This window comes from Enterobacter sp. SLBN-59, from assembly GCF_024807915.1.
Taxonomy (GTDB): domain Bacteria; phylum Pseudomonadota; class Gammaproteobacteria; order Enterobacterales; family Enterobacteriaceae; genus Enterobacter; species Enterobacter asburiae_B.
Genome location: NZ_JANUFI010000001.1, coordinates 1,339,589 through 1,365,326, shown reverse-complemented (window position 1 = coordinate 1,365,326; position 25,738 = coordinate 1,339,589). Strand labels below are relative to the sequence as shown.

Below are 25,738 nucleotides of genomic sequence, written 5' to 3'. Positions count from 1 at the left end.
CGATGACGGAGCAACTTGATTTCTCCGCGCTCTGGCCGCACTGGCCGGAGCTGCTGGCGGGGCTGTGGGTCACTATTCAGCTGACGGTGATGGCGACCGTCGGCGGCCTGGCAATAGGCATTTTCGGGGCGGCGATCCGCAGCGGACGCACCACCTGGTTCAGCCGGATCTGGGGCGCGTACGTGGAGATCATCCGCAACACGCCGTTTGTGGTGCAGCTGTTTTTCATCGTCTTCGGCCTGCCGAACCTGGGGCTGAAGATGACGGCGGGGGAAGCGGCGCTGCTGGCCATGGTGGTGAACCTGGGCGCCTACAGCACCGAGATTATCCGCGCGGGCATTCAGGTCACGCCGAAAGGGCAGTGGGAGGCCGGACGCGTGCTGGGGCTGACCCGCCTGCAGACCTTTATTCGCGTGGTGCTGCCGCCCGCGCTGCAGCGCATTTACCCGGCGCTGGTGAGCCAGTGCATTATCGTGATGCTCGGCTCGTCGGTGGTGTCGCAGGTCTCGTATGAAGAGCTGACCTTCGCCGCCAACCTGATCCAGTCCAGAACGTTTCTGAGCTTTGAGGTTTATCTGGTGACAACCGGGATTTACTTAGCGCTGTCGATTACCCTGCGCCAGCTGATGATGGCGGCGGGACGCAAATGGCTGGGGGTGCAGGCATGATGACCACCTTTACCGACTGGGACATTATTCGCAACCTGCTGCTGGCCGGACGCTGGACGGTGCTGCTGTCGCTGGTGGCGTTTGTCGGCGGGGCGGCGGTGACGCTGCCGCTCCTGCTGCTGCGCCTGACGGGCGGGCGCACGGTCAGGCGCATCATCCGCGGCTATATTGAGCTGTTTCAGGGCACGCCGCTGCTGATGCAGCTGTTCCTGGCCTTCTTCGGCGTGGCGCTGTTCGGCATCGACGTCTCGCCGTGGACCGCCGCCTCGCTGGCGCTCACCTTCTACACCAGCGCGTTTCTGCTCGATATCTGGTTCGGCAGCATTCGCGCTCTGCCCAAGGGGCAGTGGGAAGCCTCGCGCTGTCTGGGGCTGACCTTTGGCCAGACCCTGTTTCGCGTGGTCGCCCCGCAGGCGCTGCGCATCGGCATCGCCCCGACGGTCGGCTTTGCCGTGCAGGTGATTAAAGGCACCGCGCTGGCGTCGATTATCGGTTTTATCGAGCTGACCAAGGCCGGGACCATGCTGACCAACGTGACGTATCAGCCGTTTAAGGTTTTTGCGCTGGTGGCGCTCGGCTACTTTATTCTGTGTTATCCGCTGTCGCGCTACAGCCGCTATCTGGAGACGAAATTCAATGCCTCTCATCACCATTAATCAGGTGCAGAAGTACTACGGCGATAACCACGTGCTCAAGGGCGTCGATCTGGATATCGACATGGGCCAGGTGATCTCCATTATCGGGCGCAGCGGATCGGGCAAAAGCACGCTGCTGCGCTGCATCAACGGTCTGGAAGGCTATCAGGACGGCAGCATCAAGCTGGGCGGCATGACCATTACCGACCGGGATTCTCAGGCGCGCGAAATCAGCCGCTCGGTCGGGATGGTGTTCCAGAGCTTCAACCTGTTCCCGCACATGACTGCGCTGGAAAACGTGATGCTCGCCCCGCGTCGGGTGCTGAAGAAAAGCGCCGCCGAATGTCGCGAGCTGGCGCAGCAGATGCTGGAGAAAGTGGGCTTAGGCGATCGTCTGGATTACTACCCGTCGAGCCTCTCCGGCGGCCAGCAGCAGCGCGTGGCGATTGCCCGCGCGCTGGCGATGTCGCCGAAAGTTTTACTCTGCGACGAGATCACCTCCGCGCTCGACCCGGAGCTGGTGGGCGAAGTGCTCAAGGTGCTGGAGCAGCTGGCGGCCGAGGGGATGACGCTCATACTGGTTACCCATGAAATGAATTTTGCCCGCGAAGTGGGCGACCGCGTGGTGTTTATGCACCAGGGGAAAGTCTGGGAGCAGGGCGACAGCAAAACGCTGTTCGCCAACCCGCAGACCACGGAACTGAAGCAGTTCATCTCCTCCGTGCGCGGCCTCAACTGATAAGGACTTAACAATGGATATCGCACGCTTTCCGCAAATCAACCCGCCCCAGCGCCTGCTGATGGGGCCGGGCCCGATCAACGCCGACCCGCGCGTGCTGCGCGCCATGTCGAGCCAGCTGATCGGCCAGTACGATCCGGCCATGACCCACTACATGAACGAGGTGATGGCGCTCTATCGCGGGGTGTTCCGCACCGAGAACCGCTGGACGATGCTGGTGGACGGCACCTCCCGCGCGGGAATTGAAGCCATTCTGGTCTCCGCCATCCGCCCGGGAGATAAGGTGCTGGTGCCGGTCTTTGGCCGCTTTGGTCATCTGCTGTGCGAAATTGCCCGCCGCTGCCGCGCGGAGGTGCATACCATCGAGGTGCCGTGGGGCGAGGTGTTTACCCCGGATCAGGTGGAGGATGCGATTAAGCGTGTTCGTCCGCGCCTGCTGCTGACCGTGCAGGGCGACACCTCCACCACCATGCTCCAGCCGCTCGCCGAGCTTGGCGCGATCTGCCGCCGCTACGACGTGCTGTTTTATACCGACGCCACCGCGTCGCTCGGCGGCAACGCGCTGGAAACCGACGCCTGGGGACTGGATGCGGTATCGGCCGGGATGCAGAAGTGCCTCGGCGGCCCGTCGGGCACCTCGCCGATCACCCTGAGCGCGCGCATGGAGGAGGCGATCCGCCGCCGCAAGTGCGTTGAGGAGGGCATCCGCACCGACGCCCACCGCGACGGCGACGAGGAGATGATCTACTCCAACTATTTCGATCTCGGCATGGTGATGGACTACTGGGGGCCGGAGCGCCTTAACCACCATACCGAAGCCACCACCGCGCTGTTTGGCGCCCGCGAGTGCGCGCGTCTGATCCTGCAGGAAGGGCTGGATAACGGCATCGCGCGCCATAAGCTGCACGGCGATGCGCTGCTGAAGGGCATTCAGGCGATGGGGCTGGAGACCTTCGGCGACCTGAAGCACAAGATGAACAACGTGCTGGGCGTGGTTATCCCGCAGGGCGTCAACGGCGACCAGGTGCGTAAGCTGATGCTGGAGGATTTCGGGATTGAAATCGGCACCTCGTTTGGCCCGCTGCACGGCAAAGTGTGGCGCATTGGCACCATGGGCTACAACGCGCGCAAGGACTGCGTGATGACCACCCTGAGCGCGCTGGAGTCGGTGCTGAACTACCTGAAATTCACCACCACGCAGGGGGCCGCCATGCAGGCCGCGTGGGACCACTATCGCCGCGAGACGCCGCAATGAGCCCGGCGGCAGAACGGGTGATGGCCCGCGCCGACGCGCTGGCCGCCATCAGCGAAACCCCGGATGCGCTGACGAGGGTTTATCTCTCCACCCAGCATCTGCAGGCCAACCAGCTGGTGGGGCAGTGGATGAGCCAGGCGGGAATGACCGTCTGGCAGGACAGCGTGGGCAACATCTGTGGACGCTATGAGGGCGCGCAGGAAGGGGCGCAGGCGGTGCTGCTCGGCTCGCATCTCGATACCGTGCGCAATGCCGGGCGCTACGACGGCATGCTCGGCGTGCTTGCCGCCATTGAGGTGGTGGACAGCCTGCACCAGCAGGGGGTGCATCTGGCCCAGGCCATCGAGATTGTCGGCTTTTGCGACGAAGAGGGAACCCGCTTTGGCATTACGCTGTTAGGTAGCCGGGGGCTGACGGGCACCTGGCCGCAGGGCTGGCTGGAAAAAGTCGACGCCAGTGGAATCAGCGTGGCGCAGGCGATGACCCTGATGGGGCTCGATCCTGCCCGCGTGCTGCATGCCGCGCGCCGTCAGGAGGATTTCAGCGCCTATCTGGAACTGCATATTGAGCAGGGGCCGTGCCTTGAGCAGGAGGCGCTCGCCCTTGGCGTGGTGGAAGCCATTAACGGCGCGCGCCGTCTGAACTGCCGCTTCACCGGCGATGCCGGGCACGCGGGAACCGTGCCGATGCTCCACCGCAGGGACGCGCTGGCCGCCGCCGCCGAGTGGATGGTTATCATTGAAAACGCTACCCGACAGCAGGGCGGGAACCTGGTGGCGACGGTTGGCGAGCTGCGCTGCCTGCCGGGGGCGGTGAACGTGATCCCCGGCGAGGTTCAGCTCTCGCTGGATATTCGCGGGCCGCAGGATGCGCCGCTGGATCGGTTGCTTAACGACCTGCTGGAACATGCGCAGGCGATCGCATCGCGCCGCGGTCTGGACTTCAGCGCCGAGGAGTTTTACCGCATTGCCGCCACGCCGTGCGATATCCACCTGCAAAAGGTGCTGGGGGAGGCCGTCACTTCGGTACAGAGGCGCTCGCTATCGCTGCCCAGCGGTGCGGGCCACGATGCGATTGCCATCGCGGAACGCTGGCCGGTCGGCATGCTGTTTGTGCGCTGCAAAGGGGGCGTCAGCCACCATCCGGCGGAATCGGTGATGGCTGAGGATGTCGCCCTCGCGATTGAGGCGTTTGGGCGGGCGGTAAGAACGCTTGGTGCGATCTGAGTATTGCCCGGCGGCGCTACGCTTGCACGGGCCTACGGGATGGGTAGGCCGGGTAAGCGCAGCGCCACCCGGCAGGGAACTACGTTACTCCAGCCCCAGCGTATATTGCGCGATCTTGAAGTAGATAATCAGCCCGGTGCCGTCGATAAGCGTCGCGATAAACGGCGCGGAGACGACCGCCGGGTCAATGCCGCAGCGCTTGAGTACCATCGGGATCACGGACGACACAATCGCACTCCAGAGCGTAATGCACACCAGCGTCAGGCTGACGATAAGCGTAATTTCCAGCCCAATCCCCATCATCCAGGCGCGAATGCACCCGGCGATACCGAGCGTGGCGGCAATCATCAGCGAGGTGGTCATCTCTTTACGCAGCACGCGGCCAACGTCGCGCAGGCGGACTTCCCCCAGCGCCATGGCGCGCACAAGCGTGGAGGTGATCTGCGTCCCGCTGTTGCCGCCCGTTCCGATCAGCAGCGGAATAAAGAACGCCAGCGCGATGGCGGACTCCAGCGCCTCTTCAAAATGCTGGATCACCGAGCTGGTGTAGGCCTCCGCGACAAACAGCAGCAGCAGCCAGACGGAGCGTTTCTTCCACAGGCTATACGGGCTGGTGTCCAGATAGGGCTTCTCCAGCGGCAGCGTCGCCCCCTGAAGCTGGGCGTCTTCGGTGACGTCATCTTCCAGCAGATGGGCGATTTCGCGCTCGGTCAGGCAGCCGACGAGCTTGCCGTGGGTGACCACGGGCACCACATCCGCGCCGCCGTGCGCCAGCAGTCCGGCGACATCGGCACGTTCATCCTCCGGTTTGACCTGCAAAAACTGCGAAATCATCAGCGATTTCACCGGCTGTACCGTATCGGCGGTTTGCAGCAATTTACGCACGGCAATCATGCCCGCCAGGCGGCCATTGTCTTCAATAAAAATATGAGACGGAATATCGTCGTCTTTTAATTTTTCGAAGAATTGCTCGCGCGCCAGCGCCACGCATAATGAAATATCGAGGACAATAAAATCGGTATTCATATATTGCGCAATGGCGCTGTCATTGAATGCCAGATTCTGGTTGTGAATAGCGTAAGACATAGTGAATTCCCTTTGAATAATAACATCTCTCAGGGGCGAGCAAGACAGGGCATGTCGAAGAGGAGATCCCCACGTCCTGGGTTCAGCACTGTACACCGTATCCCGCGAGGGAAGTTATACTGACAAAGCCTTGATTCGACAGTGCCTGTTTTACCCTGTGTCGGTTCTCTCGAACCTACCAGAGCGATAACGTGTATTTGTACAGGAGCCTCGCCATAACGAGATCGTTGTAAAACGAGAGGAATAATACGCTTATTTAAATTTACCGCTCAGGAAATTAAATAATGTTTAAGAACGGTTTAGACGATTTTTTTTAATAAAATGTTGAGGGTTTATTTAGGTTAATTCATTTCTAATGGAGGATTAAATAGTCAGCGGAGGAGAGGATAATGGCGTGGTTTGATAATCTGCTGAATCATTTTGCGCTGTATCCGGCACATCTTTTCGCGCTGTTATTTGTGATGGCGCTGAGTAAATCGACGGTGCTGATCTCCTCCGTGCTGCCGCCCGCCTCGGTGATGCTGCTGGCGGGCATTACCGTCAGCCAGGCGAGCATGCATCCTGCGCTGGCGTGGCTGGCCGTGGTGCTAGGGGCAACGGCGGGTTCGGTGCTGAACTACCATATCGGCCAGCTGATGGGGCACACGCCATGGATGACCCGCTTCACGGCAAAGCACGCCGGTAAAATGCTGCGGGTGCAGCATCAGCTGCAGAAAAACGGGGTGCTGGTCCTGTTCACCGCGCGCTTCCTGGCGGTGCTGCGCTACATCGTGCCGCTGGCGGCGGGAATGCTCAGGCTGAATGCAGTCAAGGTCTACGCCGTCAGCCTGCTTTCCGCCTGCGCTTGGGCGGCGCTGTATGTCGGCATCGTCACCGGCATCAGCGCCTTTTGAATTACAAACTCCCCATTCCGCCGTCCACCAGCAGCTCCGTTCCCACCGTGTAGCTCGACTCGTCGGACGCCAGATAGAGCGCGGCTTTTGCCAGCTCCGTCGTCGAGCCCATTCTGCCGAGCGGCACCAGCTTGATGATCTCCGCCATCATCGCGTTAAGCGCCTCGTCGCTTAAGCCCGTTTTGGTAAACGCCGGGGTCTCCACCGGACCGGGGCTCAGGCCGTTGACGCGGATCCCGCGCGGCAGTAGCTCCGCCGACAGCGTGCGCGCCAGCGACAGCAGGGCGGCCTTGCTCGCGGCATACACGCTGCTGGTCGGCAGGCCGATGCGCGCGCTCACGGAACCGCAGAGGATCACCGACGACGGGTTATTCAGCAGCGGCAGCAGCGCCTGAATTAAAAAGAAGGGTCCCTTCAGGTTGATGCCCATCAGGCGGTCCCACGCCTCCTCCTGCCAGGCTTCCAGCGGCGCGTGCGTCACATCACCGGCGTTGAGAAACACCGCGTCCAGGCGTGGCCAGCGGGCGGCGAGGGTTTCCGCCAGCGCTTTTTGCGAGGCGATATCTCCCGCATCGGTCGGGATCACCCAGGCCTTATCGCCAAGAATACGTTCTGCTTCGGCGCGGGTGTCCGGGTTGCGTCCGGTCACGGCGACGCGCGCGCCTTCGGCGATAAACGCCTGCGCGGTGGCAAGACCGATGCCGCTGGTGCCGCCGGTAATCAGCGTATATTTATCTGTTAAACGACCCATGTTCTTCTCCTGAAATGTCTCTGGAGAAAGCACTATAGAAACGTTAGTATCGAAAGGAAACCAGGTACCAAATGGATACTAAAGAGGCAAGAGGTGTGCTATGGCAGAAATGCTGGAGGTGTGCTGTGAAAAAAAATCTGAGGCGTATACCTGCCCGATGACGCAGTTTGTGAACCTGATTTCCGGTAAATGGGCGATCCCCATTTTGTACCGTCTGATTGTGTTCAACACGCCCGTACGCTTTGGCGATCTGCTGCGGGCGGCCACACCCATCACTCAGAAAGAATTGACCAAGCAGCTGCGCCTGTTTGAGCAGCGCGGGCTGGTGACGCGGACGGTCTACCCGGAAATCCCGCCGCGCGTGGAGTATCAGATCACCGCGCTGGGGTTAACCCTGCAGGACGCACTCTCCCCGCTGGCCGCCTGGATGAGCGAGTACGGCGACCAGCTTGAGCGTTAGGCTACTGTTTTGCGTAGCGCGGTGCCGGAATGCCGGTGCGCGCGCTGTTAAACAGCTCAAGACGCGCCGCTTCGTAGCGATCCCACAGGCCGGCGTCATGCATCGGCGGGATGGTGATCGGTTCACCCTGATCCAGACCCGCCAGCGATGCATCCACCATATCGTCGGTGGTCATCACCGATCCTTCCGGCAGATCGTTCACCGTGACGCCCGAATGGCTCCAGATTTCCGTCGCCGTGGCGGCGGGCAGCACGGCCTGAATGCGCACGCTGCTGTCGGCAAATTCTTCCTGTAACCCACGGGTAAAGCTCAACACCCACGCCTTGGTGGCGCTGTAGAGCGCGCTGCCCGCCCGGACGTGCAGGGCCAGCACGGACGCGATGTTGATCAGCGTGCCGCGATTGTTCTGCGCCAGGCGCGGCAGGATGGCGTAGGTCAGACGCATCAGCGCCGTGGTGTTCAGGGTATTAATGGCCTGATGCTGCGCCACATCGCCTGCGAGGAACGGCGCCATCTGCGCGGTGCCCGCGTTGTTAATGAGCGTATCAATCGCGGTATTGCTGCGCAGCGCCTCTTCCACGGCGCGGATCCCGGCTTCATCGGTAAGATCGGCCACCAGAATATCGACGGCCACGCCGTAGCGCGCGCGAAGGTCGGCGGCAAGGGTTTTCAGGCGATCCTCGCGACGTGCGACCAGCACCAGGTTAGCGCCGCGCGCGGCAAGACGGTCGGCATAAACGGCACCAATCCCGGAAGAGGCGCCCGTAATCAGGGCGGTGGTGATTTGCGTAGTCATCGTGTGTTACCTCAGGGCAAAGTGGGTTATTTGGTTTCAAGATGAAACTGAATAAACTCTCTGCTATTTGGTTTTATAATGCAACCATATTTGCGAGCATTTTGTGCTGTTGTCGTCGGGAACGATCAGGAGGGGAGTTTCGCCACGATCTCTTCAGGCGTCAGTTCGCGGCCATCGTCGGCGATAAGCGCCAGTTTACGCAGGGGTTTGCGCTGTTCGGTATCGACCAGCACGGTGCCGCATTCGTTATCCGCAAACAAAAATTCATTGCCCCACTGGGAGAGGGCAACCAGCACCGTTTGCAGGGCACGCCCCTTGTCGGTCAGGACGTATTCCTGCCAGGCGCTGCCGTCGGACGCGGGCTGAAGCCGGAGGATGCCTTCGTCGACCAGCAGTTTCAGCCGCGTGGTCAGCATGTTTTTCGCGATGCCGAGGCTTTTCTGGAACTCGCCGAAGCGTTTAATCCCGCGCAGCGCGTCGCGAACAATCAGCAGCGACCACCAGTCGCCGATGATATCCAGCGAACGGGCGACGGGGCAGGTGCTCTCTTCGAGGCGGGTACGTTTCACGGTCAATTCTCCGGTGGGGTGTGGTTTTATTATAAAACTTATTGGCACACACCGTAAGCACGTTAATCATCAGTTTGAGAAATGCTTCCCGGAAAATTGTCACGAATCTGTCACACTGAACGCGACATTTTAAAACGAGTGAGGAATTAGGGATGAAAAAAGCACTACTCGCGCTGGCAGTCGCCGGTTCCATTTCAGCAACGTTTGGCGTGCAGGCGCAAGAGACGCCGGAAGGGTATCAGCTGGAGCAAGTTTTAATCATGAGTCGCCATAACCTGCGCGCGCCGCTCGCCAATAACGGTAGCGTGCTGGAGCAGTCCACGCCGAAGCAGTGGCCGGAGTGGGAGGTGCCGGGCGGTCAGCTCACCACCAAGGGCGGCGTGCTGGAAGTCTATATGGGCCATTACATGCGCGAGTGGCTGGCGCAGCAGGGGATGGTGAAGACGGGAGAATGTCCTGCTGCGGATAGCGTTTATGCTTACGCCAACAGCCTGCAGCGTACCGTCGCGACCGCGCAGTTCTTCATCACCGGCGCGTTCCCGGGCTGCGACGTTCCCGTGCACCATCAGGAAAAAATGGGCACCATGGATCCGACCTTCAATCCGGTGATTACCGATAACTCGCCGGAATTTCGCGAAAAAGCGCTCAAGGCGATGGAGTCCGAGCGGCAGAAAATGCAGCTGGGCGAAAGCTATAAGCTGCTTGAGCAGCTGACGAACTACGCGGATTCCCCGTCCTGCAAAGAGAAAAAGGTCTGCTCGCTGGCTGACGCGAAAGATACCTTCAGCGCCGACTATGAAAAAGAGCCTGGTGTATCCGGGCCGCTGAAGGTGGGTAACTCGCTGGTGGACGCGTTCACGCTGCAGTATTACGAAGGCTTCCCGGCCGACCAGGTAGCCTGGGGCGAAATCAAAACCGACCAGCAGTGGCGCGTGTTGTCGAAGCTGAAGAACGGCTATCAGGACTCGCTGTTTACCTCCACCGAAGTGGCGCAAAACGTGGCGAAGCCGCTGGTGAAGTACATTGATAAAACGCTGGTCACCGAGCAGGCAAAAGCGCCGAAAATCACCCTGCTGGTGGGGCACGACTCGAACATTGCTTCCCTGCTGACGGCCCTGGATTTCAAACCCTATCAGCTGCACGACCAGCAGGAGCGCACCCCAATTGGCGGCAAGATTGTTTTCCAGCGCTGGCATGACAAAAATGCCAACCAGGAGCTGATGAAAATTGAGTATGTCTACCAGAGCTCAGAGCAGCTGCGTAACGCCAGCGTGCTGTCGCTGCAGTCGCCCGCGCAGCGCGTGACGCTGGAGCTGAAAGGCTGCCCGGTGGATGCGAACGGCTTCTGTCCTGTCGATAAATTCAATGCGGTGATGAATAACGCGGCGAAGTAAAAGAGAACCCCCGCTGCGGCGGGGGGAAACGCTTAGACGTTTTTACGTTCGATGGTTTGCTCGCCCCAGAAGAGCGAGTCTTTATCCGTTTTTTCGAAGGCGCGCACCAGCACCTCATCGTTACCTTCCTCCCAAATCTGCTCGGCCAGCTTTTCATCGTACTTCGCGACTTCAAAGATAGCTTCGGCAATCTCCGGAGAGGTGTTGCGTAAACTTGCCCATTCGCCCACGTGGTGAGCTTTGGATTCTTGAGTTGGCATGCTTGTCCTCCTGTTGGGTGTTAGCCGTTCAGTTTTTTGGCCAGACCCGCGACGTATTCACCCTGATAGCGGGCGATAGACAGTTCTTCATTGCTTGGCTGACGTGAGCCATCCCCACCGGCAATGGTGGTTGCGCCGTACGGCGTACCGCCACGCACCTGGGAAATGTCAAACAGCTCCTGGGCGCCGTAGCCAATCGGCACAATCACCATCCCGTGATGAGCAAGGGTAGTCCAGGTTGAGGTAATCGTCTGCTCCTGACCGCCGCCGGTGCCGGTAGAGCTGAATACGCTGGCGAGTTTGCCGTAGAGCGCCCCGGATGCCCAAAGTCCGCCGGTTTGATCGAGGAAGGTGCGCATCTGGCCCGACATATTGCCGAAGCGGGTCGGTGTGCCGAAGATAATGGCATCATAGTCCGCCAGCTCCTGCGGGGTGGCGACCGGGGCGTTTTGCGTTTTCCCCCCGGCTTTCAGGAAGGCTTCCGCCTGCATGGTTTCCGGTACGCGTTTCACCACAACCTCAACGCCATCAACCCTGTTCGCACCTTCTGCAACCGCGTGAGCCATGGTTTCAATGTGTCCATACATGGAATAATAGAGCACCAGAACTTTTGCCATTTTGCATCACTCCTCGTTGGTTTTTCTGACAGCGGATCGCTGCGTTCTTTTAAAGATATGCCATCACAGCCAGACTGCAAAAATGAACGGCATTTCTTTGATTTATAACAATATGGTTACAAAAAGGCTTTGTAGCAAAATGAAACAACTTTTTGGCAGCATATTTTTGAAATGATAAGAAAGGTTTATGAATCGCCGCCGCGTCATCTCACCCGAAAGGCTGAGTTCATGTTGCAGAATATTACCTGCGGCTTGCCGGATAGCGGCATTCCACTAAGCTTAGTTTCATGCGGCACAGATAAAGGCACTGTCCTTGTGTTGCGAGGTGAAAGAATCCTCTTTTACTGAATGCAATATGATGTCTAATGTTTCACATTCTGGAGGTTAGAGATGGCAAACCATCGTGGTGGTTCAGGTAATTTCGCAGAAGACCGTGAAAGAGCATCAGAAGCAGGCCGTAAAGGTGGCCAGCATAGCGGGGGCAATTTCAAGAATGACCCGCAACGCGCATCTGAAGCTGGCAAGAAAGGGGGGAAAAACAGCCACGGCAGCAGTAAGTAACACGCCGGGTTGAACCCCTGCCGCCGGGATCTCCCGGCGGTTTTTTTATTTCTGCAACATTGAACTGTAACCAAAGGCAACGCACACTAGAGAATTGATCTTAACTGCGAGTGCCGCATGTCTGTCTCACGCTTCAAATTCTCCGTTAAACCGCAGGAAGCCATCCTGATTCTCATCACCATGTTCTGGGGCGGGACGTTTCTGGCCGTTCAGTACGCGGTGACCCTCAGCGATCCGTTCTTTTTTGTTGGCCTGCGCTTTGCGACGGCGGCGCTAGCCGTGGGGCTGATTTCGCTTAAAACGCTGCGGGGGCTGACGCTGAAAGAACTTAAGGCCGGCGTGGCGATTGGGGTGGCGATAGCGATGGGCTACAGCCTGCAGACATGGGGATTGCAGACCATCCCCAGCAGTAAATCCGCGTTTATCACCGCCATGTATGTGCCGCTGGTGCCGCTGCTGCAGTGGCTGTGCCTGGGGCGGCTGCCGGGGCTGATGTCCTGTATTGGCATCGTGCTGGCGTTTATCGGCCTGATCTTACTGGCCGGGCCGGAAAACAACCTGCTTGCGCTGGGGCCGGGCGAAATCATCACCCTGATAGGGGCGATTGCCATTGCGGCGGAAATTATTCTGATTAGCGCCTGGGCGGGCAAGGTCGACGTCAAGCGGGTAACGGTGGTGCAGCTCGCCACAGCGTCGCTGGTGGCGTTTGCGACGATGGTGCCGGCAGGGGAGTCCGTGCCGCCGATGTCCACCGGCCTGGTGGTGGTCGCACTGGGGCTGGGTATCTTCAGCGCCATTATTCAGGTCACCATGAACTGGGCGCAGCGCAGCGTATCGCCAACCCGCGCGACGGTGATTTATACCGGTGAACCGGTCTGGGCGGGGATTTTCGGACGCATTGCAGGTGAGCGTTTGCCGCTTCTGGCGCTGGTGGGCGCGGCATTCATTGTCGCCGGGGTGCTGGTGAGCGAGTTAAAGCTCAAACGGAAGAAAAACGCGCTGCCAGAAAATGACAGCGCGGCGTTAAATCAGGAATCCTGATGCACTACGGCGCCCTGCGGCGCGGCGGCCATCCGGCGGCTCAGCAGGGCGTTAAGCAGGATCGCACCAAAGGTCGCCGTGCCAATCCCGCCAATCGTAAACCCGCCCAGCGTCAGGGCAAAATCGCCTGCGCCCAGCACCAGCGTGACCGCCACCATAATCAGGTTGCCGTTCTGGCTGAGATCGACGCGATGCTGTACCCAGATGCGCGCGCCGGCCACGGCGATCAGCCCAAACACCACAATCGATGCCCCGCCGATGACCGGGGACGGAATGGTGTGGATCAGCGCGCCGAACTTCGGTGAGAAGCCGAGCAGCATCGCCATCACCGCCGCCGCCACGAAGACCAGCGTCGAGTAGACCTTGGTTACCGCCATCACGCCGATATTTTCGGCATAGGTGGTGACGCCGCTGCCGCCTACGGAACCGGAGAGCATGGTCGCCAGACCGTCACCGACGAACGCGCGGCCCATGTACGGATCCATGCTGCGCCCGGTCATCCCCGCAACCGCCTTCAGGTGGCCTAAGTTCTCCGCCACCAGGATCACCGCCACCGGTGCGATAAGCATCATCGCCTGGGTGTTAAAGGTGGGCGAGGTCACCTTCGGCAGGCCGAACCAGGCGGCCTGGTGGAGCAGCGTAAAGTCAACCGGCTTGCCCAGACCGAAAACATTGGCCAGCAGGGCGTAGACCAGACAGGCGACAATCAGCCCAACCAGGATCAGCAGACGCTGGATCATGCCCCGCGTGAACACCGCCACCAGGCCGATGCACAGCACCGTGATCACCGCCATCCAGCTTTCAAACGGCGAGGCGGAGACGCTCCTGACCGCAATTGGCGCGAGGTTGAGGCCAATTGCCATCACCACGGCGCCCGTCACGACGGGAGGCATCATTCGCTCGATCCAGCGCGTGCCGATTTTCATCACCACCAGACCAATCAGGGTGTACACCAGGCCGCAGGCGATGATGCCGCCGAGGGCCACGCTCAGGTTGGGGTTGATCCCCTGGCCGTTAAACCCGGTAGTGGCGATGACGACGCCCACAAAGGCGGCGCTGGATCCGAGATAGCTGGGCACGCGCCCGCCGGTGACGAAAAAGAACAGCAGGGTACCGATACCCGACATCAGAATAGACAGGTTGGGATCGAGTCCCATCAGCATCGGCATCAACACCGTGGCGCCAAACATGGCGACCGCGTGCTGAACGCCCATCACCATCGTCTGCCCGAGCGGCAGGCGTTCATCCGGCGCGACCACGCCTGTTTCTGTGGAGGTCGATTTCAACTGCCAGTGGGGAAATCCGAACATGGTCTGTCTCCTTAAGGCGGGTTAACAGGCGGGTCGCATAAGCGCGTGGTAGCCGCGGTCAAACCACACCAGCCCTTGCGGCGCGGGGTGGCGAATAATCGAAATAATGTCGCAAAACAGAATGTCGTGGGTGCCGACGCTCACCACCTGGTTGATGCGGCAGTCAAACGAGGCCAGCGCATCTTCCAGGCGCGGACAGCCCGTGTCGCCCGTCTGCCAGCGGGCGGCGGCAAAGCGTTCTGCCATCGGCGTTTTCCCGCCAAACAGGTTAGATAAAGGCTCCTGTCCGGCGCTCAGGGTATTCACGCAAAGGGTGCGGTTTTCGCTAAACGTTGGCCAAACGGACGCGCCGCGGTTCAGGCACACCAGCAGGGTGGGCGGTGAATCCGTTACGCTGCACACCGCGCTGGCGGTGAAGCCTGCCATCCCCGCCGGGCCGTCGGTGGTGATGATGTTGACCGCCGCGCCAACGCAGGCCATGGCGTCGCGAAAGGTTTGTTTATCCGGTGTTGTCATCATCGCTCCTTACGCCAGCCCGCAGGCATCGTCAAAGTCCAGGCGCGGCAGGCGCCCGTAAAGTTTTCGGGTATCGCCATAGCCTATGTTGATCAGCAGATTGCTTTTAAGCGTCGTGCCGGTGAAAAAGGCTTCGTCGACCTTTTGGCGGTCAAATCCCGACATCGGGCCGGTGTCCAGCCCCAGGGCGCGACAGGCGAAAATCAGGTAAGCGGCCTGCATTGAGCTGTTGCGAAAGGCAGTCTCTTCCGCATGCGCGGGGCTGGTGGTGAACCAGCTCTTTGCATCGCCGTGCGGGAACAGCTCGGGCAGGCGCTCGTAGAATTCACCGTCCCAGGCAATAATCGCCGTGACCGGAGCGGTGAGCGTTTTCTCGAGGTTACCGCTGGAGAGCGCCGGGCGCAGCTTCTCTTTTCCCTCCGCGCTTCGCACAAACACAATCCGTGCCGGGGAGCAATTGGCGGACGTGGGCCCCCATTTCATCAGGTTGTAGATTTCGCGCAGCGTTTCGTCGCTGACGGGCATATCCTGCCAGCCGTTATGGGTGCGCGCGCCGGTGAACAGCGTTTCCAGCGCGGCGGGGGTAATGGCTTCGCTCATTAAAGCTCCTTATAAAGCGGGTTCCGGGCTGTGCAGCAGGCTGGCCAGCCCGTTCAGCAGCAGGGTGTTGAAGGTATCCGGCTCGGTGACGTTGCAGGCATGCCCGCCCTGGCGCATCACCACGCTGTGGCTGTGCGGGATCGCCGCCTGCAGCTCGGATGAGCAGACTGAGGGCACCAGCATGTCGTCGGCAGAACAGACGATCTGTACCGGGCAGCGAATGCGCGCCGCATGGCGGCTGAAGTCGGCCTTTTTCAGGGCGCTGAGCCTGTGCAGCAGGTTGGTTTTGCCCTGGAAATGGGCCAGCGCCAGCGCTTCTTCGGCCTCCAGACGGGGGGCGCGGGCGGCCATCCAGTCCGCAGGGTAGAGAAACAGCGGCTGCGCCTCGACCCACGCCTGTGCGCCGCCGTAATGCAGCAGGCGCTCGCGGATCTGAAAGCAGCGGCGGGTGTGGGCGTTGAGGGTCAGCCAGCCGTTAACGCACACCAGCGCGGTGAGGGCGTCGGGCCTGTCGAGGGCGAGCTGCAGGCCGACCAGTGCCCCCAGCGCGTGACCCACGACGCTGTAGCGGACAATCCCGGCTTCAGCCAGCGCCTGGGCCAGCTCGTGCGCCATCTGCGCAAGGCTGTACCCTTCCGGCAGGGTGGCGGGGTTATTGCCCGTTCCCCGCTGGTCATAGCACACCACCTGATATTCCGGCTCCAGCGCGGCCAGCTGGGGCAGCCAGTAGCTGCCGCTGCCGCCGAGACCGGAAATAAAGACCACCACGGGCGCGCCCTCGTACGGGGGCGGCGAGACGGAAAGTTTCATACCTGCCTCACTTCGCGATGTGCGCAACGGTGGCGATTTCAACCAGCGCCTCTGGCTTCACCAGCCCGCACTGAATGCAGAACCGCGCCGGTTTATCGCCGGGGAAGAACTCGGCGTAAATCTCGTTAATCGCGGCGTAGTTTTTCCAGTCGGTGATAAAGATGCTGTTGAAGGTCACATCCTCCATCGTGCCACCCGCCGTTTCGATCACGGTTTTGATCGTCTCGAGCACGTGGCGGGTTTGCGCCTTTGGGTCGTTGATAAACACCACGTTGTTGTCTTTATCAAACGGCAGCGTACCGGAGACATACACCACGCCGTCGGCGAGGGTACCGGGAACAAACGGGGCAATCGGCGTGCTGGTACCCGGCGGGATGATTACGGATTTCGGCATCAGGCGTCTCCTCAGGCGATACGGGCAAGCGGGGGAGTCAGGGCGTCGCAGAAATCATTGACGTTACTGACCCAGCCAAAAAAGGTTTCGATGTTGAACAGGGCCGCTTTCTGGGCGAATTCCGGCCCGGCCTGGTGGGTCGCGTCTTCCAGCACCACGCCAAAATACTCGAGGAAAAAGCCGTCGCGCAGGGTCGACTCCACGCAGACGTTGGTGGCGATGCCGGTGAACACCAGATGACGAATGCCCCGGCTGCGCAGCAGGCTGTCGAGCGGGGTGTTGAAAAAGCCGCTGTAGCGCGGTTTGGGCAGGACAATATCGCCCGCCTGCGGTACCAGCTCATCGACCAGCTGATAGTCCCAGCCGCCTTTCGCCAGCAGCTTGCCCTGCAGTTCGGGCCGTTTACGCATGGTTTTCAGGGCGTTCGACTTGTGGAAGTTGGGCGAGCCGGGGCCGCCGGCCTCGACGTACTGGTCATCCCAGCCGTTCTGGAACCAGATGATGAGCATGCCCGCGGCGCGCGCGGCGGCGACGGCGGTTTTAATGTTCTCAATCACCGGCCGGGTGGCGGAGACGTCGAATCCCGCCAGATCCAGATAGCCGCCCTGGCTGGCGTAGGCGTTTTGCATGTCCACCACGATCAGCGCGCTCTGCTGTGGCACGAAGGTGATGGCTTCCGGGCGTGCGTTAAGGGTCGTCATTACGCCACCTCCTTCGTGACGGCAGGGATGTGGGCGCGGCACTGCATCAGCGGCTGGATGCGCTCGCCGAAGGTCTCCACGCCGGTGAGGAAATCGTCGAAGGTCAGCAGGACGCCTTCCGCGCCGGGTACGGCCGCCACTTCGTCAAGCATTCTGGCGACGCTGGCGTACGAGCCGACCAGCGTGCCCATGTTGATATTGACGGCGGAGGTCGGGTCAGCCATCTGGCGAACGTTGGTATCCGCCCCGGAGCGGGTATCCTTCTGGCTCTGCTCGGTGAGCCAGATCAGGGCCTCCTCGTCGGCGCCGTCCTTATAGCGCTCCCATTTCGCGCGCGCGGCGTCGTCGGTTTCGTCGGCAATGACCATAAACAGCACGTAGGAGCCCACGTCGCGCCCGGTTTTGTCGGCGGCCTCTTTCATGCGCGCGGCGGTCGGGGCGAAGGCGGCAGGCGTGTTCACGCCTTTACCGAAGCAGAAGTTGAAGTCGGCGTATTTCGCGGAAAATTCCATCCCCGCGTCGCTTTGTCCGGCGCAAATCACCGTCATCGGCACCGACGGCTGCGGGCTGACGCGGCAGTCGTTCATGGTGAAGAAATCGCCCTTGAAATCGCTTTTGCCGGTCCCCCACAGGTCGCGCAGCACCTGCACGTATTCGGTCAGGTAGTCGTAGCGACGCGAGAAGTACTCGTCACCCGGCCAGAGCCCCATCTGCTCGTACTCCGGTTTTTGCCAGCCGGTGACCAGGTTGACGCCAAAACGCCCGCCGGAGATGGAGTCGATGGTGGATGCCATGCGCGCGACGATCGCCGGGGGCAGGGTGAGCGTGGCGGCGGTGGCGTAGATTTGGATCCGCGAGGTGACCGCGGCCAGCCCGGCCATCAGGGTAAAGGACTCCAGGTTGTGATCCCAGAATTCGGTTTTGCCGCCAAAGCCGCGCAGCTTGATCATCGAAAGCGCAAAGTCGAAATGGTAGTGCTCTGCTTTCTGCACGATGGCTTTATTGAGCTCAAAGGTCGGCTTGTATTGCGGTGCAGTGGTCGAGATAAGCCAGCCGTTGTTGCCGATGGGTACAAATACGCCAATTTTCATCACGAACCTCTCTTCATTACGTCGCAGGTGTAGCGGTGTTTTTGCAAAGGCGGTGCCAGTTTTGAAAATGGCTGTGTTATTAATGTGTTAATCAGAAGTTGGTGGATTGATTCGGCTAAATGTGGACTAACTGGTCAAAAACATTGCACAGAAAACAGGCATTCATGCGCGATCGGAGTGCAGGATGTCGTGGCGAGTCGGGGGTTTTGCTATGCTGAGGGCAACGCAGAATAAGGAGAGCGGGAATGGCACAAGGCGCAGTGAAAACACCAGGTAAACGTTCGCAGGCGGTGAGCGCCAAGAAGCAGGCGATCCTCAGCGCGGCGCTGGAGACTTTTTCGCAGTTTGGTATTCACGGCACGCGCCTGGAGCAGGTGGCGGAGCAGTCCGGCGTATCCAAAACCAATCTGCTTTACTACTACCCGTCGAAAGAGGCGCTCTATATCGCGGTGATGCAGCAGATCCTCGATATCTGGCTGGCGCCCCTCAAAGCGTTCCGCGCGGAGCTGGCCCCGCTGGTGGCGATCAAAGAGTACATTCGCCTGAAGCTGGAGGTGTCGCGCGATTACCCGCAGGCGTCGCGACTGTTTTGTCTTGAGATGCTGCAGGGCGCGCCGCTGCTGCAGGCGGAATTAACCGGCGATCTAAAACAGCTGGTGGACGATAAGTCGGCCATTATTGCCGGATGGGTCGCCAGCGGAAAACTGGCCCCGGTCGACCCGCATCATCTGATCTTTATGATCTGGGCCTCCACCCAGCATTACGCTGACTTTGCGGCCCAGGTTGAGGCGGTGACCGGTAAAACGCTCCAGGACGAGGCGTTTTTCCACAGCACCCTGGAAAACGTGCAGCGGATGATTATCGAAGGGATCCGCCTGCGCTAGTTTCCCCTCACCCCAGCCCTCTCCCTCAAGGGAGAGGGGGCCATCCGCGCAGGTATTATTTTGTGGGGATCCCTCAGCCCGGCGGGAGAGGGCAGCTTAAGTCGCCCTCTTCACACTGCATCAGCGAGGCCAGAAACGCTTCGCGCTCCACGGTTTTTTCCGCCAGGCACTGGTTAACAATCATTGGCTGGACGCTCCCGCCTTCCGTCCCCGAACCGATAAACGCGCAGTCCGCATCGCGCAGGGTAATCCACGCCTGCTGCGCTTTTTTCAGCAGGTCGCGCTGAGGAGCTGCCGCGCGTTTGATGGCGGCCTGATACGTCTGGTTGAGTTTTTTATCGGCAGCCTGGTACTGCTGCGCGCTACAGGTATTCAGTTCAAGCTGGGTGGTCGCGTTGTCGCACTCGTCGGCCAGCGCGCTGGCGCTCATTAGCAGTGCCGCACTGGCGATAAGAAATCGTTTCATATACTCCCCAAAAAAATAAGGCTCCGTCTCCGGAGCCTTATTAACACAGCGTTAGCCTATTGTCATCAGACTGGCGTTACCGCCTGCCGCCGCGGTGTTGACGCTGAGCGAGCGCTCCACGTACAGACGCTCCAGCAGCAGGTTAGTTTCTCCGCGCGCAAAGCCCTGCACGGAAACGATGGCGCCGCTGCGGGCCGCAACCTGCTCGCACAGTTCGCGCAGCTGATCGGAATCACCGTGGTAGATCACCGCATCAAACGGCTGGGTCAGCAGGCTATCGGCTTTCGCGAAGCGAATGCGGGCCGAGACCGCCTTCGGCAGCTGTTTGGCGAGATCGCGATGCAGGGCATCTTCCGGCCACAGCACTTCACAGCCGGTTGCCATGGCGGCGGCCAGCTGCACCAGCGCGTCCTGCTCGTTATCGGCCACGCACAGCACGCACTCGCGCGGCATCAGCGTCCAGGTGTTGCGCTCGCCGGTTGGCCCCGGCAGCAGACGCTGCGTGCCCGCCTGCGCCAGCTCGCCGTACTGCTTCGCGACGGCACGCAGTTCAGGACGTTTTTCTGCCCATGTAATGAGCGCCTCCAGCGGCTGGGTCAGCACGGTTTTCAGCTGCGCATCCACCGGATAGTCCGCATCCTGGCGTGCCAGGGTGACGCCCAGGGCGTTCTCCGGACGGTTCGCCAGCAGACGGTACAGGTAGAGCGGACCGCCCGCTTTCGGACCGGTGCCGGAAAGGCCTTCGCCGCCGAACGGCTGCACGCCCACGACCGCGCCAACCATGTTGCGGTTGACGTACAGGTTGCCCACTTTGGCGCTGCCGGTGACCTGCGCGATAGTCTCGTCGATACGGGTATGCACGCCGAGCGTCAGGCCATAGCCGGAGGCGTTGATCTGCTCAACCAGCTCGTTCAGGTTGTTACGGTTGTAGCGCACCACGTGCAGCACGGGTCCGAAGACCTCTTTTTTCAGCTCGTCGAAGCTTGCCAGCTCAATCAGCGTTGGCGGCACAAAGGTTCCTGTCCGCCATTCGCGGGCATCTTCGCTGTTCTCGCGCACCGCCTGGAACACCGGGCGGCCTTTCGCGCGCATGGTCTGAATGTGGTTTTCGATGTTGGCTTTGGCTTCCGCGTCGATCACCGGCCCGATATCGGTGGTGAGACGGCCCGGGTTGCCCATGCGGCATTCGGCCATCGCGCCGCGCAGCATCTTCAGCGTGTGGTCCGCCACGTCGTCCTGCAGGCACAGCACGCGCAGGGCGGAGCAGCGCTGACCGGCGCTGTCGAACGCGGAGGCCAGCACGTCGACCACCACCTGCTCGGTAAGGGCAGAGGAGTCAACGATCATGGCGTTCATCCCGCCGGTTTCCGCGATGAGCGGCGTAGGGCGGCCCTGCGCATCCAGACGGGTGGCAATATTGCGCTGCAGCAGCGACGCCACTTCGGTCGAACCGGTGAACATCACGCCGCGCACACGGTTATCGGAGGTCAGTTTGGCACCGACCGTTTCACCGCGGCCCGGCAGCAGCTGAACCACGCCCGCCGGCACGCCGGCTTCGAGAAGAATGTTGATGCCCTGCGCGGCAATCAGCGGGGTCTGCTCTGCCGGTTTTGCCAGCACGCTGTTGCCTGCGGCCAGCGCGGCGGCAATCTGGCCGGTGAAGATCGCCAGCGGGAAGTTCCACGGGCTGATACAGACGACCGGACCCAGCGGACGGTGGGTTTCGTTATCGAAATCATCGCGCACCTGACCGGCGTAGTAGTGCAGGAAGTCGACGGCCTCGCGCACTTCGGCAATCGCGTTGCTGAAGGTTTTACCCGCCTCGCGCACCAGAATGCCGATGAGCGACTGCATCTGATCTTCCATCAGCACCGCCGCGCGCTCCAGAATCGCGGCGCGCTCCTGCGGCGGCGTGGCAAACCAGATAGGGGCGTTGTTCACCGCGCTGTCCAGCGCCTGATCCACTTCCGCTTCGGTCGCTTCTCGCGCGTAGCCGACGATATCCTTCGGCTCGGCCGGGTTGATCACCGGCTGCATTTCGCCGTCTGCAACGGGCTGCTCCAGCATCGGTTTGGCCTGCCACTTCTGCAGCGCGCTGTTGAGCAGGGCAGAGGAGAGGGACGCCAGACGGTGTTCGTTGGCGAGATCCAGACCCGCCGAGTTGACGCGGCCTTTGCCGTACAGCTCGCGCGGCAGGGCAATCTTCGGATGCGGCAGTCCAACCTGGCCTTCCTGCGCCGCCATCTTCTCAACGGCCTGCACCGGATCGGCCACCAGCTCGTCCAGCGGCAGCGTGGTGTCGGCGATGCGGTTAACGAAGGAGGTGTTCGCGCCGTTTTCCAGCAGACGACGCACCAGGTACGCCAGCAGGGTTTCGTGCGTTCCCACCGGAGCATAGATTCGGCACGGGCGGTTCAGCTTGCCGTCCGCCACTTTACCGGTGACCTGCTCGTACAGCGGTTCACCCATGCCGTGCAGGCACTGGAACTCGTACTGGCCCGGATAGTAGTTTTGCCCGGCCAGGCTGTAGATCGCCGCCAGGGTGTGGGCGTTGTGGGTAGCGAACTGTGGATAGATCAGGTTCGGCACGCCGAGCAGCTTTTTCGCACAGGCGAGGTAAGAGACGTCGGTGTAAACCTTGCGGGTATAGACCGGATAGCCTTCCAGCCCTTCCATCTGGGCGCGTTTGATTTCGCTGTCCCAGTAGGCGCCTTTCACCAGACGGATCATCAGGCGACGGCGGCTGCGGCTTGCCAGGTCAATCAGGTAATCAATGACGAACGGGCAGCGCTTCTGGTAGGCCTGGATAACGAAGCCAATGCCGTTCCAGCCTGCCAGCTCCGGCTCGAAGCACAGTTTTTCCAGCAGATCGAGGGAGATCTCCAGACGGTCGGCCTCTTCGGCGTCGATGTTAATGCCGATGTCATACTGGCGCGCCAGCAGGGTCAGGGACTTCAGGCGCGGGTAGAGTTCTTCCATCACCCGGTCGTACTGCGCGCGACTGTAGCGCGGGTGCAGGGCGGAGAGCTTAATGGAGATGCCCGGGCCTTCATAAATACCGCGACCGTTGGACGCTTTACCAATGGCGTGGATCGCCTGCTGGTAAGAAACCATGTAGGCCTGCGCGTCGGCGGCGGTCAGGGCCGCTTCGCCCAGCATGTCGTACGAGTAGCGGAAACCTTTATCTTCCAGCTTGCGGGCGTTCGCCAGCGCTTCGGCAATGGTTTCCCCGGTGACAAACTGCTCGCCCATCAGACGCATCGCCATGTCCACGCCTTTGCGGATCAGCGGCTCGCCGCTCTTGCCGATGATGCGGTTCAGGGAGCGGGAGAGATTGGCTTCGTTATGGGTGGAGACCAGTTTGCCGGTAAACAGCAGGCCCCAGGTTGCCGCGTTGACAAACAGCGACGGACTGCGGCCAATGTGGGAATGCCAGTTGCCGTTGCTGATCTTGTCGCGGATCAGCGCGTCGCGGGTGGCTTTATCCGGAATACGCAGCAGCGCTTCCGCGAGGCACATCAGCGCCACGCCTTCCTGAGAGGAGAGGGAAAACTCCTGCAGCAGACCCTGAACCATCCCGGCGCGGCCGGTGGCGGTTTTCTGGTTGCGCAGCTTGTCGGCTAACTGATACGCCAGGCTGTGCGCCTGCGCGGCAATGGCTTCCGGCAGGCGGGCCTGCTCCAGCAGCATCGGCACGGCGTCGGTTTCGGCACGGCGGTAGGCGCCGGTAATGGCGGCACGGCTGACGGACTGCGGCAGGATCTGCTCGGCGAATTCAAGGAACGGCTGATGGTTCTCGTCGCCAGCGGCCGGGGCTTCTTCACTTTCGTTCGCCGCGCCGGCCAGCAGGGCAGGCAGCTCCGGCAGGCCCTCATCGCTCTCGAGTCTTTCGAGATAGTTAAAAATCGCCTGCTTAATTAACCAGTGCGGCGTGCGGTCAATGCGGGTTGCTGCGGTCTTAATCCGTTCGCGGGTTGCGTCATCCAGCTTAACCCCCATGGTGGTCATACCCATGCCAAAGCTCCTGTTGTTCTGTAATAGCGTTCTGTTGATAGCGTGAAATATCCACCATGTTGCAACTTTGTGCAACCGTGTTAAATGTGACCTGGTTTGCAACCCGGAAAATGAATGGATTGTTAACGAATAGTTAGCTGGGAAAACGCGCTGGCTTTTGTGCGGGAAGCCTGGTTTTATGCGGTAGTTAACACTTTTCAAAGGTGCAACCCGTAAAAGCGTGAGCGAGTGCAACCTATAGGAAACTCGTATCAAACCGGGGATGAAATTGATGTAAATGCAGTGTTAAATCGTTTGTCAGCGGAAGGCGCATACGGCAGGATAGCGCGCCCAACCGAAACACAAGATACATTCACCTCGTTCCGGTGATCATATAACAAGGCAGCCCGGATGGTTGTCGCTCGACATTTTGGAGAATTTGAATGGCTATTAGCACACCGATGCTGGTGACATTTCTCGTTTATATTTTTGGCATGATCCTGATAGGGTTTTTGGCGTGGCGTTCTACAAAGAACTTTGACGACTACATTCTGGGCGGACGCAGTTTAGGCCCGATGGTGACCGCACTCTCTGCGGGCGCCTCCGACATGAGCGGCTGGCTGCTGATGGGGCTGCCCGGCGCGATTTTCATCTCCGGTATCTCTGAAAGCTGGATCGCCATCGGCCTGACCGTCGGCGCATGGATCAACTGGAAGCTGGTGGCAGGCCGTCTGCGCGTGCATACCGAGGCCAACAACAACGCCCTGACGCTGCCGGATTACTTCACCGGACGTTTTGAAGATAACAGCCGCATCCTGCGCATTATCTCTGCGGTAGTTATCCTGCTGTTCTTCACCATTTACTGTGCCTCCGGCATCGTGGCCGGCGCGCGTCTGTTCGAAAGCACCTTCGGCATGAGCTACGAAACCGCCCTGTGGGCCGGTGCTGCGGCGACCATCCTCTATACCTTCGTGGGCGGATTCCTGGCCGTGAGCTGGACCGATACCGTGCAGGCGAGCCTGATGATCTTCGCCCTGATCCTGACTCCGGTGATTGTGATTTTCACCGTTGGCGGCTTTGGCGAATCGCTGGAAGTGATCAAGCAGAAGAGCATCGAAAACGTCGACATGCTGAAAGGGCTGAACTTCGTGGCCATCGTCTCGCTGATGGGCTGGGGTCTGGGCTACTTCGGTCAGCCGCATATCCTGGCGCGCTTTATGGCGGCGGATTCCCACCACACCATCGTTCATGCCCGTCGCATCAGCATGACGTGGATGATCCTGTGTCTGGCAGGGGCGTGTGCGGTCGGCTTCTTCGGCATCGCGTACTTCAACAACAACCCGGCGCAGGCGGGCGCGGTGAACCAGAACGCCGAGCGCGTGTTCATCGAGCTGGCGCAAATTCTGTTTAACCCGTGGATTGCCGGTATTCTGCTCTCCGCAATCCTGGCGGCGGTGATGTCCACCCTGAGCTGTCAGCTGCTGGTTTGCTCCAGTGCGATCACCGAAGACCTTTACAAAGCCTTCCTGCGTAAAAATGCGAGCCAGAAAGAGCTGGTGTGGGTAGGGCGCTTTATGGTGCTGCTGGTGGCGCTGATTGCCATCGCGCTGGCGGCCAACCCGGAAAACCGCGTGCTGGGCCTCGTGAGCTACGCGTGGGCGGGCTTCGGTGCGGCGTTTGGTCCGGTCGTGCTGTTCTCCGTCATGTGGTCACGTATGACCCGTAACGGCGCGCTGGCGGGGATGATCATCGGTGCGCTGACCGTTATCGTCTGGAAACAGTTCGCGTGGCTGGGCCTGTACGAAATCATTCCGGGCTTCATCTTCGGCAGCATCGGCATCGTGGTGTTCAGCCTGCTGGGTAAAGCCCCGTCTGCCTCCATGCAGAAACGCTTTGCTGAAGCCGACGCGCATTACCACACTGCGCCGCCGTCTAAGCTCCAGGCAGAATAATTTTTCTCGCAGCACAATGCAGGCCGGGTGAGCGCAAGCGCACCCGGCTTTTTTCTTGCCAAAATCCGTA

General features: G+C 60.5%; 27 protein-coding genes and 1 riboswitch. Of the genes, 12 read left to right on the top strand and 15 right to left on the bottom strand.

Translation table 11 applies throughout. The features are described 5' to 3' along the window. Positions 1–2 precede the first annotated feature (2 nt). From M2422_RS06520 to hpxK, 5 genes are read left to right on the top strand one after another with little or no spacing between them, the layout of a single operon-like run. Positions 3–668: an amino acid ABC transporter permease gene (locus tag M2422_RS06520; protein WP_032658112.1), complete on the top strand. Its 666-nt coding sequence runs from the start codon at positions 3–5 to the stop codon at positions 666–668. Beyond that, on the top strand, positions 668–1,324 hold the full coding sequence (locus M2422_RS06515) for an amino acid ABC transporter permease (RefSeq protein WP_071884868.1): 657 nt from the start codon (positions 668–670) through the stop codon (positions 1,322–1,324). The genes M2422_RS06520 and M2422_RS06515 overlap by 1 nt, the downstream gene beginning before the upstream one ends. After that, positions 1,305–2,042: an amino acid ABC transporter ATP-binding protein gene (locus M2422_RS06510; RefSeq protein WP_032638731.1), complete on the top strand. Its 738-nt coding sequence runs from the start codon at positions 1,305–1,307 to the stop codon at positions 2,040–2,042. The genes M2422_RS06515 and M2422_RS06510 overlap by 20 nt, the downstream gene beginning before the upstream one ends. Positions 2,043–2,055: 13 nt before the next feature. Beyond that, positions 2,056–3,297 carry an alanine--glyoxylate aminotransferase family protein gene (locus tag M2422_RS06505; RefSeq protein WP_048976704.1) on the top strand — a complete coding sequence of 414 codons (1,242 nt, stop codon included), beginning with the start codon at positions 2,056–2,058 and terminating at the stop codon, positions 3,295–3,297. Then, a complete protein-coding gene (gene hpxK / locus M2422_RS06500; protein ID WP_064672253.1) occupies positions 3,294–4,523 on the top strand; it encodes an allantoate amidohydrolase in 1,230 nt (409 codons plus the stop codon). Before M2422_RS06505 ends, hpxK begins: the two co-directional genes overlap by 4 nt. An 84-nt stretch (positions 4,524–4,607) precedes the next feature. On the opposite strand, the gene M2422_RS06495 is transcribed toward hpxK, so the two are convergent. Continuing rightward, on the bottom strand, positions 4,608–5,609 hold the full coding sequence (locus M2422_RS06495; protein ID WP_029741838.1) for a magnesium transporter: 1,002 nt from the start codon (positions 5,607–5,609) through the stop codon (positions 4,608–4,610). Between the two features lie 60 nt (positions 5,610–5,669). Next, positions 5,670–5,839, bottom strand: a riboswitch (M-box (ykoK) riboswitch). Between the two features lie 159 nt (positions 5,840–5,998). Between M2422_RS06495 and M2422_RS06490 the strand changes: the two genes are divergently transcribed. Further along, positions 5,999–6,502: a DedA family protein gene (locus M2422_RS06490; protein WP_064672254.1), complete on the top strand. Its 504-nt coding sequence runs from the start codon at positions 5,999–6,001 to the stop codon at positions 6,500–6,502. Position 6,503: 1 nt separating this feature from the next. Here the strand turns inward: M2422_RS06490 and M2422_RS06485 are convergent, their stop codons facing one another. Next, entirely contained in the window at positions 6,504–7,253 is a 750-nt protein-coding gene (locus M2422_RS06485) for an SDR family oxidoreductase (RefSeq protein WP_064672255.1), read from the bottom strand. A gap of 100 nt (positions 7,254–7,353) precedes the next feature. On the opposite strand from M2422_RS06485, the gene M2422_RS06480 reads away from it, so the two are divergent. Continuing rightward, positions 7,354–7,713 carry a helix-turn-helix domain-containing protein gene (locus M2422_RS06480; protein WP_047061537.1) on the top strand — a complete coding sequence of 120 codons (360 nt, stop codon included), beginning with the start codon at positions 7,354–7,356 and terminating at the stop codon, positions 7,711–7,713. Between the two features lies 1 nt (position 7,714). On the opposite strand, the gene M2422_RS06475 is transcribed toward M2422_RS06480, so the two are convergent. Both M2422_RS06475 and M2422_RS06470 read right to left on the bottom strand, forming a co-directional pair. Beyond that, positions 7,715–8,509 (bottom strand): SDR family oxidoreductase, encoded by a 795-nt coding sequence (locus M2422_RS06475; protein ID WP_048976700.1) that lies wholly within the window; start codon positions 8,507–8,509, stop codon positions 7,715–7,717. A gap of 125 nt (positions 8,510–8,634) precedes the next feature. Beyond that, positions 8,635–9,078 carry a helix-turn-helix domain-containing protein gene (locus M2422_RS06470; RefSeq protein ID WP_032658095.1) on the bottom strand — a complete coding sequence of 148 codons (444 nt, stop codon included), beginning with the start codon at positions 9,076–9,078 and terminating at the stop codon, positions 8,635–8,637. A gap of 152 nt (positions 9,079–9,230) precedes the next feature. Here M2422_RS06470 and agp point away from each other — a divergent pair, with 152 nt between their 5' ends. After that, positions 9,231–10,472 carry a bifunctional glucose-1-phosphatase/inositol phosphatase gene (gene agp, locus M2422_RS06465; RefSeq protein WP_064672256.1) on the top strand — a complete coding sequence of 414 codons (1,242 nt, stop codon included), beginning with the start codon at positions 9,231–9,233 and terminating at the stop codon, positions 10,470–10,472. Between the two features lie 32 nt (positions 10,473–10,504). Here agp and M2422_RS06460 read toward each other — a convergent pair whose 3' ends face one another. Both M2422_RS06460 and wrbA read right to left on the bottom strand, forming a co-directional pair. Further along, positions 10,505–10,732: a YccJ family protein gene (locus M2422_RS06460; RefSeq protein ID WP_008499832.1), complete on the bottom strand. Its 228-nt coding sequence runs from the start codon at positions 10,730–10,732 to the stop codon at positions 10,505–10,507. A 20-nt stretch (positions 10,733–10,752) separates the two neighbouring features. Continuing rightward, positions 10,753–11,349 (bottom strand): NAD(P)H:quinone oxidoreductase, encoded by a 597-nt coding sequence (wrbA, locus tag M2422_RS06455; protein WP_023311076.1) that lies wholly within the window; start codon positions 11,347–11,349, stop codon positions 10,753–10,755. Between the two features lie 390 nt (positions 11,350–11,739). On the opposite strand from wrbA, the gene M2422_RS06450 reads away from it, so the two are divergent. After that, complete coding sequence (locus M2422_RS06450; RefSeq protein WP_023311077.1) at positions 11,740–11,910, top strand: general stress protein; 171 nt, start codon at positions 11,740–11,742, stop codon at positions 11,908–11,910. A 117-nt stretch (positions 11,911–12,027) separates the two neighbouring features. Then, complete coding sequence (locus tag M2422_RS06445; RefSeq protein WP_064672257.1) at positions 12,028–12,951, top strand: DMT family transporter; 924 nt, start codon at positions 12,028–12,030, stop codon at positions 12,949–12,951. Here M2422_RS06445 and rutG read toward each other — a convergent pair. The 7 genes from rutG to rutA are packed head-to-tail and all read right to left on the bottom strand — an operon-like array spanning position 12,939 to position 18,373. Next, positions 12,939–14,261 carry a pyrimidine utilization transport protein G gene (gene rutG, locus M2422_RS06440; protein WP_047061541.1) on the bottom strand — a complete coding sequence of 441 codons (1,323 nt, stop codon included), beginning with the start codon at positions 14,259–14,261 and terminating at the stop codon, positions 12,939–12,941. The genes M2422_RS06445 and rutG overlap by 13 nt on opposite strands. A gap of 21 nt (positions 14,262–14,282) precedes the next feature. Then, entirely contained in the window at positions 14,283–14,777 is a 495-nt protein-coding gene (gene rutF / locus M2422_RS06435) for an NADH-dependent FMN reductase RutF (RefSeq protein ID WP_064672258.1), read from the bottom strand. Between the two features lie 9 nt (positions 14,778–14,786). Continuing rightward, positions 14,787–15,377: a malonic semialdehyde reductase gene (locus M2422_RS06430; protein WP_033145164.1), complete on the bottom strand. Its 591-nt coding sequence runs from the start codon at positions 15,375–15,377 to the stop codon at positions 14,787–14,789. Positions 15,378–15,386: 9 nt separating this feature from the next. Next, positions 15,387–16,187, bottom strand: a complete 801-nt coding sequence (gene rutD / locus M2422_RS06425) for a pyrimidine utilization protein D (protein WP_064672259.1) — start codon at positions 16,185–16,187, stop codon at positions 15,387–15,389. A gap of 7 nt (positions 16,188–16,194) precedes the next feature. Next, on the bottom strand, positions 16,195–16,581 hold the full coding sequence (rutC, locus tag M2422_RS06420) for a pyrimidine utilization protein C (RefSeq protein WP_010429508.1): 387 nt from the start codon (positions 16,579–16,581) through the stop codon (positions 16,195–16,197). Between the two features lie 11 nt (positions 16,582–16,592). Next, positions 16,593–17,282, bottom strand: coding sequence for a pyrimidine utilization protein B (gene rutB, locus M2422_RS06415; RefSeq protein WP_064672260.1), 690 nt, complete (start codon positions 17,280–17,282; stop codon positions 16,593–16,595). Next, on the bottom strand, positions 17,282–18,373 hold the full coding sequence (gene rutA, locus M2422_RS06410; protein WP_064672261.1) for a pyrimidine utilization protein A: 1,092 nt from the start codon (positions 18,371–18,373) through the stop codon (positions 17,282–17,284). Before rutA ends, rutB begins: the two co-directional genes overlap by 1 nt. A 245-nt stretch (positions 18,374–18,618) precedes the next feature. Between rutA and rutR the strand changes: the two genes are divergently transcribed. Next, on the top strand, positions 18,619–19,257 hold the full coding sequence (gene rutR, locus M2422_RS06405; RefSeq protein ID WP_023335217.1) for an HTH-type transcriptional regulator RutR: 639 nt from the start codon (positions 18,619–18,621) through the stop codon (positions 19,255–19,257). 73 nt (positions 19,258–19,330) lie between these two features. On the opposite strand, the gene M2422_RS06400 is transcribed toward rutR, so the two are convergent. Continuing rightward, positions 19,331–19,723, bottom strand: coding sequence for a lysozyme inhibitor LprI family protein (locus M2422_RS06400; RefSeq protein WP_039261695.1), 393 nt, complete (start codon positions 19,721–19,723; stop codon positions 19,331–19,333). Positions 19,724–19,774: 51 nt separating this feature from the next. Further along, a complete protein-coding gene (putA, locus tag M2422_RS06395; protein ID WP_064672262.1) occupies positions 19,775–23,737 on the bottom strand; it encodes a trifunctional transcriptional regulator/proline dehydrogenase/L-glutamate gamma-semialdehyde dehydrogenase in 3,963 nt (1,320 codons plus the stop codon). Between the two features lie 422 nt (positions 23,738–24,159). Between putA and putP the strand changes: the two genes are divergently transcribed. Continuing rightward, positions 24,160–25,668, top strand: a complete 1,509-nt coding sequence (gene putP / locus M2422_RS06390; RefSeq protein WP_039261698.1) for a sodium/proline symporter PutP — start codon at positions 24,160–24,162, stop codon at positions 25,666–25,668. Positions 25,669–25,738: the final 70 nt, after the last annotated feature.